We start from the raw sequence: 14,886 nt of genomic DNA on the forward strand, positions 1-14,886 counted from the left end.
TTGTTCTAAGATCTGATTAGTATATTAACTTCTATTAATTAGAACCAGTTTTTGCGGTAAACTGCCCGCAAATTAACAGCATAAATTGTTAAAGGTATAAATGAAGCGCTTTACTCCGCCCGAGCAATGGCAAGTTAGTAGTTTGAAAAGCGGTGCGTTTGAGCACTTACGAACACTGTTTAATATTGATAAACAAACTGATTGGCCAACCCCTGACTGGTTCACTGTGTATTTGAATGCCATTAATGCTAATAACCTCCCAATAACGTTTGAAGACGATGCAAACGTTGATTTTGGTGAGCGCTATTACGAGCAAGTCATTTTTGAAACTGGCGTAGTGCCAACACGCAGTAAAAATTGGCACGACTTATTTGGTGGCTTTATTTGGTGTTTGTTTCCAAAAACCAAGGCGCTTATTAATCAGCGTCACGTACAAGAAATAGCGCAGCATGGCTTAAAGCAACGTACTAAACATCGTAATGCACTCACATTATTTGACGAGTGCGGCGTGGTGCTTGCCATTAGTGATACTAAGTGGCAAACACTTTTAACAGAGCACCAATGGAAAACGGCATTTATAACTCACCGAGAAGAGTGGGGCAAAACAATACAACCTTTTATGTTTGGCCACGCTAATTATGAAATGCTCACAAAACCCTATATTGGTTTAACGGGTAAAGCGTTATTTGTAAGTGTACCGGATGAAATATTTTGTAAAGATTTAGTTACTCAACATCAGTACCTAGACCAAGTACTTTATGAGAAGATAAAAATAGAGCATTGCTTAGCCGATAACAAACAGCTTTCTCCATTGCCATTATTAGGTGTACCAGGATGGCATGACGCAAATGAGAATGAATCGTTCTATGATAATACCGATTACTTTAGAGCTAAACGAAGGATACGAAAATGATAGAAGTCGCAGGGCTTAAAAAAAAGTTTAAGTTAACCAAGGATCATAAAAAAAATAAAGTTGATGATATAGACCCGCGTGAAGATAAAGATTTTTTTCATTCAGTAAGAGATGTCAGCTTTCAATGTGCAAAAGGTGAAGTGTTAGGGTTACTTGGCCCTAATGGCGCGGGTAAAACTACTACATTGCGTATGCTCTCAACTGCACTTAAGCCCGATGAAGGCACAATAACTATTGCCGGCAACGACATAATTAAAAAGCCGTTAGTAGGGCGCAAGTCTATTGGTTTTTTATCCGGTTCAACTGGTTTGTATGGTCGCCTGACCGTTAAAGAAAATATTGAATACTTTGCAAAGCTTCATGGAATGAACAAAGAGCAAATAGCGGCTCGTTGTGAAGAACTTTTTACTTTGCTCGACATGCATAAATTTATTGATAAACGTGCAGAAAACCTATCTACCGGCATGAAGCAAAAAGCCAATATTGCCCGTGCTGTGGTACATCACCCAGAAGTGGTGGTACTCGATGAGCCAACCACAGGCCTTGATATCATGACCACACAAACGGTTATAAACTTTATTAAAGGCTTAAAGGCGCAAGGCACGCCTGTTATTTTTTCAACGCACCATTTAGATGAAGTAGCCCTTTTATGTGACCGTGTTGCGGTAATTAATGAAGGCGTAAGCTGCTTTGATGGCACGCTTGCTGAATTCAAACAGGCAGGTAATAGTGAAGAGCTAAACCAAGCGTTTATGAACATATTAACGGAGAAACACGATGTTTGAAGTTTTTAAAAAGGAATTAACAGAACTCTTACGCGATAAAAAAACCTTGTTGTTTGTAGTCGCTCTACCCGTTGCGGTATTTCCCTTATTATTTGCCGTTATGGCGTTTATTAGCTCTCAAGCGGCACTCGATGCTGAACAAAAGGTACATACCTACGCCATTATTAATGGCGACTACGCGCCAGAGTTTACCGAAAAAGTGTTTTATCATAAAAGCTTTGAACTTTATAAAGGTGCTAAAACCTTTAATAGCATTGAAGAGCTAAAAGAAGGGGTAATCGCAGGTGATATAGACATGGGTATATATTTACCCACTAACGCTAAACAAGCCTTAAATGATGCCCAGCAAAGTAAGTGGGAAGTGGTATTTAATGATGCTAAATCTATCAACTTTTTATTTCAGCGTGTAAAAGAGCTCGCCAAAGAATATAGCGATGCATTACAAACAGAAAAATTAATCAGTTTTGGTATTGAAAAAGAAGCCCATTTAGCACTTTTAACCCCTATTGAAGTAGTTAAGGTTGATACCGCCGATAAACGTGAAAACTTAGGTGAAAAACTAGGTGGCTTTTTGCCCTACCTACTGATTCCTATAGTTCTTATGGGCGCTACGTACCCAGCAATAGATTTAGGTGCAGGTGAAAAAGAGCGCGGTACATTAGAAACCTTATTGCTTACACCTATTACGCGTACCGAGCTGGTACTAGGCAAATTTATAACCTTACTGACAACCTCAATTGCATCAACAACTATAACTGTACTCAGTATGGGCGGGTGGATAGCCGTAGCCCTTGCATTTGCAGACCTAGAAGTAATTAAAACAGCATTTAGCACATTAGCGGTAAGTGATTTATTAATGATTTTTGTATTGTTATTACCTATTGCCGCGATATTCTCAGCATTGGCGTTAGCAATATCTATTTATGCTCGTACATTTAAAGAAGCACAAAACTACATGGCACCATTAAGTATGGGGGTGTTTTTTCCCATCATTGTATCCATTATGCCTAATGTAGAGCTAACAGCTAAAACTGCTTTTATTCCTGTTACTAATGTAGCTCTCGCAATTAAAGAAATTGTTAAAGGCACGGTAGATTACACCCTTGTAGGCTTAATATTTTTAGCAACAGCTATTATAGCCGGCGCGTTACTTACCTTTTGTGTTAAGTGGTTTAACCGCGAAGACGTTCTTTTCAGATAAAATTGTTAATTATAAAAAGCACCACTGTATTGGTGCTTTTTTGTTTCTTAAGCTACTTCTTTCAAAGCAGTTTGTATTAAGTCGTTAAATAGTTTAAGGTTATGGGCTGAATTATGGAACACAAAACAAGGATGGATTCTTGAAAATACCCCTCATTTACTTTTCACTATTGAGCGTAAGCAGTGCTTTTAGTTTGCTAAGTTATACAATTCCCGCTCAAGCAAAAACAATTCAATCGCCACCACCTGTAGGCACGTGGCAAAATAATGATGAAGACGCTGACGGTGTGCCTGATGAGCAGGACGATTATCCGTTTGATGTAAACTTAGTTAAAGCAAAGTACTATCAAGAAACGGAATTAAACGACAATTTAGCCAAAGCAGAAAACTTGACTTCAGAGATCCCATACTTTGTTTCAGGTGTAGTGCAGCATACAGCTGATTTAGATTTATTTAAATTTACAACAAATAAAGCAGAACGTGTATCTGTTGTACTAAACACGACAAACACAATTTTCAGACCAAACATTTTTATACTCAATTCAGATGGTTCGTCGGTAGAAAAAATAAAATCAAACTTTACTGCTATTGGAAATATTGGTGCCGCTGCTAATTTTACGCTTCCTGCTGCAGATACTTATTACTTAGCTATTACTGATGTTGATGCGCGAGGGAATACTGATTTTACATATAAAGCAAAACTCTTTTTTGATGTAGATATAGATTACATAGATGATGGTCTAGAGTCAGCTTTTGGATTAATTGTTAACGATATAGATTCAGATAGAGATAGAATTTTTGACGGTACAGAATTTTATGTTTATTTAGATGGTAATACATATTCACACGATGTTGACTTGGATGGTATTCCTAATTGGTTGGATGACGATAGTGATGCAGACGGTATACCAGATAAAATTGAAGGCATTTCAGATCAAGATCAAGATGGTTTGGGTAACTTTGTAGACGTTGACTCAGATGGCAATGGCAATCTCGATAAAAATGAACTTAAGGATATTCTTACTTCTTTTCCAGCCGATACTGATGGTGACAGAGTACCAAATTACGCCGATGTTGATGACGATAACGACGGGTTACTTGATGGAAATGACGCTGAACCATTAAAAATAGTTGATTCAACTTTCCCTGGCGAAGCTGATTATAAAGATATAAGTACTGTAGATTATATTTTTAAGGGCGATTCGTATAATGGGCTTTTTGTAGAGAATGGGACGCACAAAATAAAGGGTAGAGGACTTGAAACCGAGGGCATACTCGTATTCAAACGAACTAATAATTTACCACCTATCAATAAAAAAGTATCATCATTGCTAGATGTTCCCTTTGTGCTGCCTGAGCATACCCAATCTATGTATTTTTTTGCTAAGGGTAAACGTTCCAATTCAATTAATGTGATTAAATCAAACCGTAACCTTCCATTAATATTAAAACCAGAACTTGATTACTATTCGGTGGGTGACACCTTAAGTCTATCGGGACAACATTTTTCTGATGATACGCTTGTTTTTATTGATAATATAAAAACTAAACCTTCAATTATAAATACCGAAAAGTTGACCTTTGTTGTTCCTGACGGCGTCAGATCTCAAGCTAAATTAACAGCCAAAACAACTTATGGTACAAGTAATACAGTCACAGTTAAAATTGGTGATGAAGTACTTTTAGATTACAGCCAATTGAACATACCCAATAAGATATTAGCACCATTATTAGTTACTTCTTTAAAATCACCGATAAATCAAGAAGAGCAGCTTGGTGATGATTTAAACGTTAATTATATTTTTGGCGGTGATAGTGATGTTGTTATGGCGCTTTATATTGACGAGAACAAAGAGCCCTATGAATTTATTAATACTATGGTTTTTCAATCAGATAAAAATATTTTGATTACGCCAATTCATATAGCAGCATCTTCTGTATGGTATAGCGGTGCTTTAGGTAACAATATAGAACAAATTAATTGGAAAGAAGAGTTTAACGCGCTTAGTTCTAACGAAGACGTTAAAGTATTTGCCAACTTTATTGAAGCAAATTTAAGTAACCCTCGTTATATTGATGATAATTCAGCCAAGTACCGCTCACTTTTAAATAAAGCAATAGCGAGTTCAAAAGACTCAATATCAAACTGATAAGCAGCATCAATAAGTTATTTATTTTCAAACAGTAAAAACCAAAACTTAGTTAAGGATAATTATGAAACTCTATAAATTATTACCATTGTTTTTATTTTTTTCTTACTCCGCGAGTGCGGTACCCGATAAAGATTTTTTTGTTCAAAAGTGCTACGACAATGCTATAAAAATTGTGAACAAGGATTTTGATTCATATATAAAGGACTTTCACCCCAATGCTGAAGCTAAAGAAAAAGCTAAAAAGTACTTAAATAAAATGTTTTTAAAAAAAGCAGATAAGTATAATGAGTCTATTAAAACAGCAGGTTATGAACCTGAAGAATTCATAATTATAAATGAAAATGAAAATAACTTTTTGTTTGATATAGAAAAAAAAGTTCAAGTGGGAATTGGCTTTTTAAATATAAAAACTGGCCGTTCTTATTTTCTTTGTGAGTTTGGTTTGGATAAAGATACAAAAAAATGGTATAAAACGAGCATTTAATAAAAGTAGTCATTAAGCACCTTATTTACTGAAAGCTTAATAAATAAGGTGCTTTTTAATTGGTACAAGTTTTAATTTTAAAAGGAGCAGTATGCGCAATATAGTGATTACCGTCAGTTTAGTTTTATTAACGGGTTGCACCAATGGCGAAATTAAAATGACCTCGTTTAAAAAGTTTAAACCAGCTGATGATAAAGGTCACCCTTTCCATAGTGTGTTTTTTAATATCGAAGGAAATAATAAACAAGAATACTGTGAAATAAGTTTCCCCGGTAAAATCCTTGAAAACAAAGCGGAGATCGATGGCCCAGGTATTAACAACTTAATGATTGGGTGTTCGTTTGATGGCTATAAAAATGTAGGCATGCCAATAACATCAGAGTACTTTAATACAACACTTAAATTTATTGGTGGAAATAAAGCCACGCTTAATTTTCATGGTGAATTAGTGGCGGATCATGGTGTAAGTTATGAAGCAAGAACTGTTGGCCCTGTAGAGTTTGAATATTCATTGTAAATTGGTTAGCTAAATAGTTTTTACTGCATCGCAATACGCTAGAAGAAGGAACCTTTAAAACGTGAAAGATTCACTCTCGCACTATATATATAACAATGTAAAAAACATGCCTGTTTTTGCACATAATGATAATTATAAACTAAAAAATACGGGGCGCTGGCCACAAAAAACAACAAAACAGTGGTTGATGTTTTTTGTAATAAATACACTTGTTGCCGTTATTTTTGGATTAATCGGCATAGACCTTACCCCCAATAAATATCCTACCTATTCAGATCCACAACTAATCCAATCAATAGTTTTAAATTTATTACTCATAAATACAATCCGCTTTGTTATATGGGTTAACCATAGTATTAAATGTGCCAAAGATTTAACCGTAGATAAACACACAGGCTGTGTAGAACCCATTGAATTAACTAAGCCGGTTAAAGTAACGGTAAAAGCATTTCCGACTAAAAGTACTGAGTTTAAAATTATTACCGGAGCGGTAATTGAATACCAGAACAATAAAAAACAGGCTTTTAATCGCTTATCGATATTACAGCTTCCTGAGTTTGTAGATTGGTTAAAAGAGAAGCATGGTGTAAGTATTGATTTCAAAACTTCATTAATTACAAAATTCCCACTGTATTTTTTATTGTTAATCATTTTTTGCTTGATGATTTTGTTATTTTTTATCTAACCCTATCACAAGGGATTTCTGATTTTATAAAAGAGGCTTTATGGACTTTTTGTGTAATAAATTTAGGCGATTAACTAACTCATATAACGCGGATGAACGCCTTGAGAAAGATAGTAAGGCCGATTTAACAACGTACCCTTTATTAAATAACTTTACTAAAAAACAACTCTACCTACACAGTGTAGTAGCTTACATTGTTGGGTTTTTATTAACCTGTTTTTTTATAAGTGAAGGTAGGGTGTACGATACTAATAATAGGCCTGAATATGTTGTACTTTATTTTACCGGCTTTTACTTTGCTGTTTTAATCGCGTTTCTGTTTTTTAAACGTGGCAACAAACAATCAATTACTCTGTATCAAGACTATTTTGAATTTAAAGGCACTGGTAGTGTAAATAAAAAGTTTTACTATCGGGATATTGAAGAAATAACCGTGGGTAAATTTGATTACACCATAGTAAAGCGTATTCGTGGAACGGTTAGTCGCCATGAAAATATTAAACTCCCATTTTTTACTCATGCTACATTTTTATTTACTAATAAAGACACGCTGACAATTAATCGAATAAACCTTTTTATGCTGCCTGAAATAATAGAAGTAATGGTCAAAAGAACAGCTGTTGAAGTATCTTATTTATTTCCACCAGTCATTAAGGCTATAGCAATTATGTTTGCAGCACTTTTTGTAACTGTACTTACAAGTATTGTTATTGTTCAAACATACTTAATTTGATAGCTGTTAATTGATATTTTAACTTTGTTAAATTGGCGTAGCGGTTAAAAATAATGAAACACAAGGAATAAATGTGAAAAATAAAACATTAATAACGGCCATAGTAGGGTGCTTATTTAGTGCATCAACTGTTGCAATGGAGCGTTTTCATGGAGTTGAAGATGGTTCAGATGAAAATTTAAAATCAGTATGTAAAGATTATATGGTAAACAGTTATTTAAAAAATGATCCCGCACTGTTTTTTTATTTATTACCTGAATCAGTAAAAAATATGGAAGATAAAATTGAGAAAAGCTGGTTTGATGACCATACCAAAAAGTTTGGTGACGAGCCAATCACTGAGTATGAATTTTTAGAGATCAGTAATAATATAGAAAAAGGAGCTTACAAAGGAAAAGCCACAAAAACTATTAGGCTTGAATTTAAAGCTGGGAAAATGGATAAAACTAAAAGAAGCCTCTGTTATTTTAAGCAATCAGAAAATGGCCGTTGGTATTTAGGTCAAAAACCTTAAACTCAATAAGGAAGGCTTAGCCTTCCTTTTTCATCATTAAAAATTCATTTGTCGTGTTGGTGTATCAATGAGTTATAAATTACAAAAACAAAGTAATGAGCAGCTAATATTTACAGATAATGGCGGAGTCTCAGGGGTTATATTTCACTTTTTGTTAATGTGCTTAGGCGCATGGCTAATTTATATTAGTGTTATAGGTATATATGAAACAGGCGAGCTAGTTTGGTCCAGTATAATAATTTTATTGGGTTTGGTGCTGTGCACGCCGGTATTAAAAGTCAATAAAGTAATACTAAGCGCTAAAAATAAAGATATTGTCAGTACACGCTCTTGGCTTGGCTTTGTTACTAAAAAAAAGCATATTATTAATTCACAGTTATCCCTTGTTGAAGTAAGTGGCTTTACAACCGGTGAGTTTGAAAAATTCTTTGATCCAGAAAAGCCAGTACTAGAACATTTTTCAATGAAGTTTTTTAGTTATCCAGAGCTCACAATGAACGTTGCGACACTTTCAGATATTTTAAAATCAGTTGCTTTTTTAGAGGCGCATTTTGATACTGATTTGGCGTTGGTTGCTGGTAATCGTAGGCATAAATTAAGTATTGATGGATTAAAAACTAAAAGCACAGAGTCAGCTGATATTCCTAATGACCGTTACTTTAAACAAAGTAACGGTGGTGAGTTAATAATAACTGCCAGACCCGTTACATCACCGCAATTTTGCTCGCTCTTAATGCTAATTTGGTTGTTTACATTATTTACTATTTGGTTTTTATTTAACCATGCAGACCTTGTAGGAGCTCAATATTTACCAGCCGCTCTACAGTCAGTTTTATCGGTAGTACTCATTGTGTTAGGGGGTTATTTAAGTATGTTAGTTATGGGCCGTAAGCGGTTTAACGTAAGCAATGGCGATTTAATAGTTAAAGCTACTGGGGTCAAAAACAAAGTTATAAAGCTAGACGATGTGTGGGGCGCTGCCAAAGTCGCGCGAAGGACTTACCTGCTAACTAAATCTGGCACGATTTGTTTAGGTTATAACTTACCAAGAAAATACAGTATCGCCATACATGATTGGTTTGCAAAATCTATCAATAACTAGGTGCCTATAGATATGTAAGTTTGAATGGTTGTATTAAATTAGGTACGATGACATCATAAACTAAAAAAGAATAAATTTTAGGCAAATAATTGTTACTTTAGCGGACTAATCAACAAGGATGGATTCTTGAAAATACCTCTATTTTATATCTCATTACTAAGCGTAAGCTGTGCTGTTAGCTCTCTAACATATACAACACACGTCCACGCAAAAACAGTCCAATCGTCATCGCATGTAGGCACGTGGAAAAACAAAGATGAAGACGGCGATGGCGTGTCTGATGAAAAGGATGTTAGCCCTTTCAATAGCGAGCTAAGTCAATGGACTACCTACGAGGATCTTGAGCCAAATAATTCTCATATTAGTGCTAATAATGAAAATAATTTATTACCTTTATTGGCTCAGGGTATTATCAGTCAAAAAGAAGATAAAGACACATTTCGTTTTAATATTGAAGAACCAACGGTTATAAGCGTAGTTATTCATGCAACCGATCCTAACTTCACCCCACGAGCATTTATTTTAGGTAAAGATAATGCTTCATTACAAGCTTATAAGGATATTTCACCGTCGTTTGGGCAGTTGAGATTTGTTGCTTCGTATCAAATTCGTGAACCTGGCAATTATCATTTGTCTTTGTCTGATGAGCATTACCGCGGGCAGCAGTCTTATAGTTATGATGTTAGCGTTTTCGAAGATTTGAATGTTAATGGCATTGCTGATTTTACTGAAGCCGCGCTTGGTATGAGTAACCTAAATAAAAGCGACAAAGATAACGATGGCGCTAAGGATGCGGCTGAATATTATATTTATAAGCATAACCGTGTTTTTGCCCAAGATATAGATAATGACGGTATTCCAAATTGGGAGGATACTGACTCAGATGGAGATGGGATATTAGATGAGCGCGAAGGAATAAAAGATAATGACTCAGATGGATTACTGTCTCGTTTTGATACAGATTCAGATAACGATGGCGTACTTGATGAAACTTTTGCTACAAATGGCAGATTAAAAGACAGTGATTTTGACGGTGAGCCAGATTACAGAGATATTGATGATGACGGTGATTTAGTCATAGATTCACACGATCAAAACCCAGTAGAAAAAATCGGCACTGCAGATTTACTCAGCCCCGAAAATATGGATTTAGTAAATTTAAATTATAATTATCTAAATCAGTATTTAATACCTGATTTAGTTATTGAGAATGAATCTGCAATTATAAAATACAATGGTAAACAATCCTCTGGCTGGTTAGTTATTCAGTTCGATGACCACTTTATAAATTTACCTAAAACAGTTGAAAATAATCAATTAAAATTTAATGTACCATTTGGTGCTAAGTCTGTTTTTTATACAAATGGACATTATAAAAGTAACACTCTTGATATTAGTTTGTCACCAAAAGGTACGCCAATTATTATCGCCGAACAAGCCACTTTGGCAGGTAATTTAGCAATCAATTCAAGTTTAGGAAATACACTTACAATTCAAGGTGATTACTTTTACCCTGACTCTTTAATAGTGATTGGTGATAAAGAGTACACACCAGATTCCATATCTTTAAACAAGTTAAATTTAGAAGTAACTAAAACAATTAGTTCTGGAGAGCTAAAAGTTAAAACAAGTTATGGTTATTCAAATAGTATTGAGTTTGAACTTGTATCAACTAAGGAAATCATTTTAGCGAATGAATTTGATGCGATATCGAGTGATATTATAATAAGCTCGTTTACTGGTGTTGATTATAATTTCACTAACGGAACAACAAATATAAATACAAGTGGCCATTTTTACTCTGGCTTTTTTGTTAAGAATAAATCAGGTGAAAATTATCCGTATTATATTTATCTAGAAGGGTTAGAAAATGACTTTTCACCTTTACACCTTGCAATATCTAGTGTGTGGTTTGATCTTAGGCCAGATCGAGTGCTTTCTAAGGCAGATAGCCTAAAGTTCTATGACGCACTAAAGCAGTTAAAAGAGGTGTTAAATTTAGCAAGTTATATTAGTACTCAAGCCAACACTTATAAAATACTTGATAAGAAATACCATGAACTTTTAAATACAGCGAGTATCGCTGGTGGAGAGATGTTGAATAGGCGAAAAATTAATAATGGCAATTAAATTAGCTGGCATTAGATCTATAGTTTTACAGCCTAACAGCAATAAGGAAATTATTATGGCAAGAATAACCAAAATATTAAGTAGTTTTATATTTTTAGCATGTTCATTCTCAGCACTTGCTGATGAAGTACCGGACGAGCTTAAAACAATGAGTAAAGCAATTGTTGATAGCTACCTAGTAAACGACAGTAGTGAATTTTTAGCCCAATACCACCCAAGATTGGGCAAAGCAATGGAAGAATACTCTAAAGGTAAAGTTGAACGTTTGTTTGAACATAAAAGAGGCGATATACATGAACATAAATGGGACAGTATTGAGCTCTAAACAAAAAGGTCTGGTTACAAAAAGTTTGATTCTCGAATGCAAAAACTTTTTTTTCCTAACCTCAATACACACTTCATAGTTTATTATGATCTAAAAAGATATAAACATAGTTCATTAATTGTTTTCGATTATATAAAGGAAGATGGCAAGTGGTATTTGGTTAACTAATGAAAGACTCGTTATCAAAATTAATTACAAATAATGTAGAAAATATGCAGCCTTTTGCACAGGGCGGCAACTACAGCTTAAAAAATACAGGCTATTGGCCACAAAAAACCATCGGCCAGTGGACTATTTTTTATTTGGTAAACTTAATTGTGTCTGTGTTACTTGGGTTGCTGGGTATTGATTTTTTCCCGCAACCTACACATCAAGCATTTCACTTACAAACGCAGGTGCTGGTGTCAGCGCCGATTAATATGGTGCTGATAAGTGGCTTTAGGCTAGCGCTTTGGGTTCATGATAGCAAACGAAAAGCCCAGCCCATTGAAGTAAATAAAGCCAGTGGCTGTATCGCTCCTGTCAGTGGTATAAAACCAATTAAAGCAACTGTAAAAGCGTTTCCCAAAAGTCATGTTGAACAGGGGAGGTTTCATATTTTTACAGGTTTACAAGTTGAATATGATGATAATACCAAACAACAGTTTAACCGGTTATCAGTACTTCAGTTACCAGAGTTAGTAGCTTGGCTTGAGTCAACTAAAGGTGTAGAGGTTACTTTTAAAACATCATTAATAAAAAAAGTGCCTGTTTGGTTTGCTAACACACTGTTACTTATTGTAGCGACTGTGATGGCAATACGCTTATACCAGTTGTTTTTAACTTAATTAAATTTTCAATTTAGATAATATAAATTAGTGGGAATATAAATGAAGAATATAAGTCTACTTGGCGCATCACTTTTATTATTAGCAGGGTGTGGCAATGGCACTATAAATATTGTTGGTGTACAAAAATTCGAAGCCCCAAAAGAATTATATGAAGGTTATACAACACCACCGCGATTATTTTTAGAAATAGAAGGTGGCGAAGAAGATGAAATCTGCGAAGTGGACTTTCCTATCGATGTACTTAAAAACAAACAAGCCATAGATGAAAGTGGAATTGTACCTACTTTGAGTGTAACGTGTGACTATGATGGCATTAGTGGGGTAGGTGATAGAGTCGACTCTGAGTACGAACATGTAAAACTCAATTTTTTAGAGGGGAATAAAGCGGTTATAAGTGTAAAAGCTAAGCTTATGGTTTCGTCTGAAGATAGGTATTACGAAACACAAACAGTGGAGCCACTTGAGTTCGAATACGCCTATTAAAACAATTTTTTAACGATTAAATTACAATATTAACGGACTAATCAACAAGGATGGATTCTTGAAAATACCTCTATTTTATACCTCATTACTAAGCGTAAGCTGTGCTTTTATAACACCATTACACGCTAAAACTATTCAGCCAACTACCGATATAGGCACGTGGCAAAATAAAGATGAAGACGGCGATGGTGTACCTGATGAGCAGGATGATTATCCGTTTGATGCGGATAAAACCACAATTACTATCGTCCAAGAAGAAGAGTTTAATAACAATAATGATGTGGCGACTGTCGCACCTGAAGAGTTACCATTTAAACTTTCTGGCCGAATTCAGCAAGCGAACGACTTAGATTACTACAAAATCCAGTTAGAAAAGGATGTTGCAGTGACCGTACTTTTATCGTCTTCAAGTAATGAATTTGACCCTGGTATGGCAGTAATGGATAGCTCTGTAGTGGCTATTCAATCATGGGCACCAAATTTTACTGCTGTTGGTAAGTATAAGCGGGCTATTCAAGTAAAGCCGAGCGAGTCTGGCACTTATTATATTGTTATTAATGATAAAGAGTTTAGAGGTAAGCAATCTTACGATTACCAATTACATGTATTTGTAGATGAGGATGTAGATGCAATTGATGACTCTTTAGAGCCTGCTTTTGGCTTTAAAGGTTATACGCAGGATACGGATGGCGATGGCATTTATGATGGTACTGAGTTTTACGTGTTTAATTTAGGTTCAGCGTATGCCCTTGATGTTGATAATGACGGTACACCAAACTGGCTTGATGAAGACTCGGATAATGACGGCATTAAAGATGCACTAGAAGGTGCATTTGATTTAGACGAAGATGGCTTGGGTAATTTTGTAGACTTAGATTCCGATGCAAACACAATTATAGATGGTAAAGATTCGGGAAATCCTCAAAGACCTTTAAATCATGATAAAGACGAATTAGCTAACTTTATTGATTTAGATGACGATAACGATTTAATTTTAGATGTAAATGATCCTGAACCACTAAACTCAGCATCAAATGGCGCGTATGGGACCGATAATTATTTAGAGATTAGTAACATTTACTATTTATTGAATGGCAGCCAAGAAGTTGAAAGTGTTATTTTAGCAAATAAAAAACACCGAATTTACGGTGAAAACTTATCAAATGGATTTTTAAACTTCAACATAAAGGGCAGTCTTTCTCCCGTTAACCTTCCTGTTAATGCCAATGGCAAGGATTATATTGACTTTGTTATGCCGCGCAATGCTACAAGTATTAGTTTTAGTGCAGCAAATATACGTACAGCACCTATTGAACTTTCGTTTAATCAACAATTCTCGCCCTTGATAGTGAACCAAGGGGTTATAGAATCTTCAGAGAATCAGGAAGTTACTTTATCTGGAATAAACTTTTCAGACGATACTTTAGTGTATTTAAACGAGGTAGAGCTTACCCCTTTAGCAACTTCTCCTACTAGCTTAAGTTTCACAGTTCCTACAAATGCTGAATCAGGCAAATTATATTTAAAAAACAGTTATGGAAAAAGTAACGCATCTAAAATTGCTGTATTTAGTGAAACAACACTAACAATAGATGACTCCTTGTCGTTTGCTAATTCTAAAGTGGTTGCAAGTACATTTATATCTGGCATAGAAAAAACGGTCGATTTTAACAACAGCGTTGCCGTCGTGCCTGTTTCTAGCAATAACGCCACAACGATTACCTTATACTTTGGTGATGAGCAAAAGTATTACTTAAATGTACTTTATTTAGGGCAAGCAGATTTACAAATTACACCACGATTTCTTGCTGCATCTACTGCATGGGGTTTAAGTGGCGTGAACCGAACACAGCAACCCGCAAAATTAAGAGCTTTATTCACACAAGTACTTAAGCTAAATGAAGTAATTGAATTTGCGGATTATATTAAAGAAAATAATAACCAATTGCCTAAATATAAAAGCAAAAAATTTATGACTTTAAAATGGGCGGCTGCGGATGCAATTACAGCTCATCTTAAAAAATAAAAGGAC

At 35.0% G+C, this 14,886-nt stretch carries 15 protein-coding genes; all 15 read left to right on the forward strand.

What is annotated here, in order from left to right:
• Positions 1-100: 100 nt before the first annotated feature.
• Positions 101-913, forward strand: coding sequence for a DUF3025 domain-containing protein (locus CWB60_RS14230; RefSeq protein WP_138576478.1), 813 nt, complete (start codon positions 101-103; stop codon positions 911-913).
• Positions 910-1,698 carry an ABC transporter ATP-binding protein gene (locus CWB60_RS14235; protein WP_024033559.1) on the forward strand — a complete coding sequence of 263 codons (789 nt, stop codon included), beginning with the start codon at positions 910-912 and terminating at the stop codon, positions 1,696-1,698. Before CWB60_RS14230 ends, CWB60_RS14235 begins: the two co-directional genes overlap by 4 nt.
• A complete protein-coding gene (locus tag CWB60_RS14240; protein WP_138576476.1) occupies positions 1,691-2,899 on the forward strand; it encodes an ABC transporter permease in 1,209 nt (402 codons plus the stop codon). The genes CWB60_RS14235 and CWB60_RS14240 overlap by 8 nt, the downstream gene beginning before the upstream one ends.
• Positions 2,900-3,038: 139 nt before the next feature.
• Positions 3,039-5,048: an IPT/TIG domain-containing protein gene (locus CWB60_RS14245; protein ID WP_138576474.1), complete on the forward strand. Its 2,010-nt coding sequence runs from the start codon at positions 3,039-3,041 to the stop codon at positions 5,046-5,048.
• Between the two features lie 64 nt (positions 5,049-5,112).
• A complete protein-coding gene (locus CWB60_RS14250; protein ID WP_096739590.1) occupies positions 5,113-5,535 on the forward strand; it encodes a hypothetical protein in 423 nt (140 codons plus the stop codon).
• Positions 5,536-5,626: 91 nt separating this feature from the next.
• Entirely contained in the window at positions 5,627-6,052 is a 426-nt protein-coding gene (locus CWB60_RS14255; protein ID WP_138576472.1) for a hypothetical protein, read from the forward strand.
• Positions 6,053-6,113: 61 nt separating this feature from the next.
• Positions 6,114-6,737 carry a hypothetical protein gene (locus tag CWB60_RS14260; protein ID WP_096739592.1) on the forward strand — a complete coding sequence of 208 codons (624 nt, stop codon included), beginning with the start codon at positions 6,114-6,116 and terminating at the stop codon, positions 6,735-6,737.
• Positions 6,738-6,777: 40 nt separating this feature from the next.
• Positions 6,778-7,470: a hypothetical protein gene (locus tag CWB60_RS14265; RefSeq protein ID WP_138576470.1), complete on the forward strand. Its 693-nt coding sequence runs from the start codon at positions 6,778-6,780 to the stop codon at positions 7,468-7,470.
• 73 nt (positions 7,471-7,543) lie between these two features.
• Positions 7,544-7,984, forward strand: coding sequence for a hypothetical protein (locus tag CWB60_RS14270; protein ID WP_096739593.1), 441 nt, complete (start codon positions 7,544-7,546; stop codon positions 7,982-7,984).
• Between the two features lie 67 nt (positions 7,985-8,051).
• Entirely contained in the window at positions 8,052-9,086 is a 1,035-nt protein-coding gene (locus tag CWB60_RS14275; protein ID WP_138576468.1) for a hypothetical protein, read from the forward strand.
• Positions 9,087-9,359: 273 nt separating this feature from the next.
• Positions 9,360-11,216, forward strand: coding sequence for a hypothetical protein (locus CWB60_RS14280; protein WP_138576466.1), 1,857 nt, complete (start codon positions 9,360-9,362; stop codon positions 11,214-11,216).
• Between the two features lie 55 nt (positions 11,217-11,271).
• Complete coding sequence (locus tag CWB60_RS14285; protein ID WP_138576464.1) at positions 11,272-11,541, forward strand: hypothetical protein; 270 nt, start codon at positions 11,272-11,274, stop codon at positions 11,539-11,541.
• Positions 11,542-11,708: 167 nt separating this feature from the next.
• The gene (locus CWB60_RS14290; protein WP_096739597.1) at positions 11,709-12,368 is read left to right on the forward strand and encodes a hypothetical protein; all 660 of its coding nucleotides are present in this window, start codon (positions 11,709-11,711) and stop codon (positions 12,366-12,368) included.
• A 42-nt stretch (positions 12,369-12,410) separates the two neighbouring features.
• Entirely contained in the window at positions 12,411-12,854 is a 444-nt protein-coding gene (locus CWB60_RS14295) for a hypothetical protein (RefSeq protein ID WP_096041681.1), read from the forward strand.
• A 58-nt stretch (positions 12,855-12,912) separates the two neighbouring features.
• Positions 12,913-14,880, forward strand: a complete 1,968-nt coding sequence (locus tag CWB60_RS14300) for a hypothetical protein (protein ID WP_138576462.1) — start codon at positions 12,913-12,915, stop codon at positions 14,878-14,880.
• Positions 14,881-14,886 lie beyond the last annotated feature (6 nt).

The organism is Pseudoalteromonas sp. S327, assembly GCF_005886415.1.
Lineage (GTDB): Bacteria > Pseudomonadota > Gammaproteobacteria > Enterobacterales > Alteromonadaceae > Pseudoalteromonas > Pseudoalteromonas atlantica.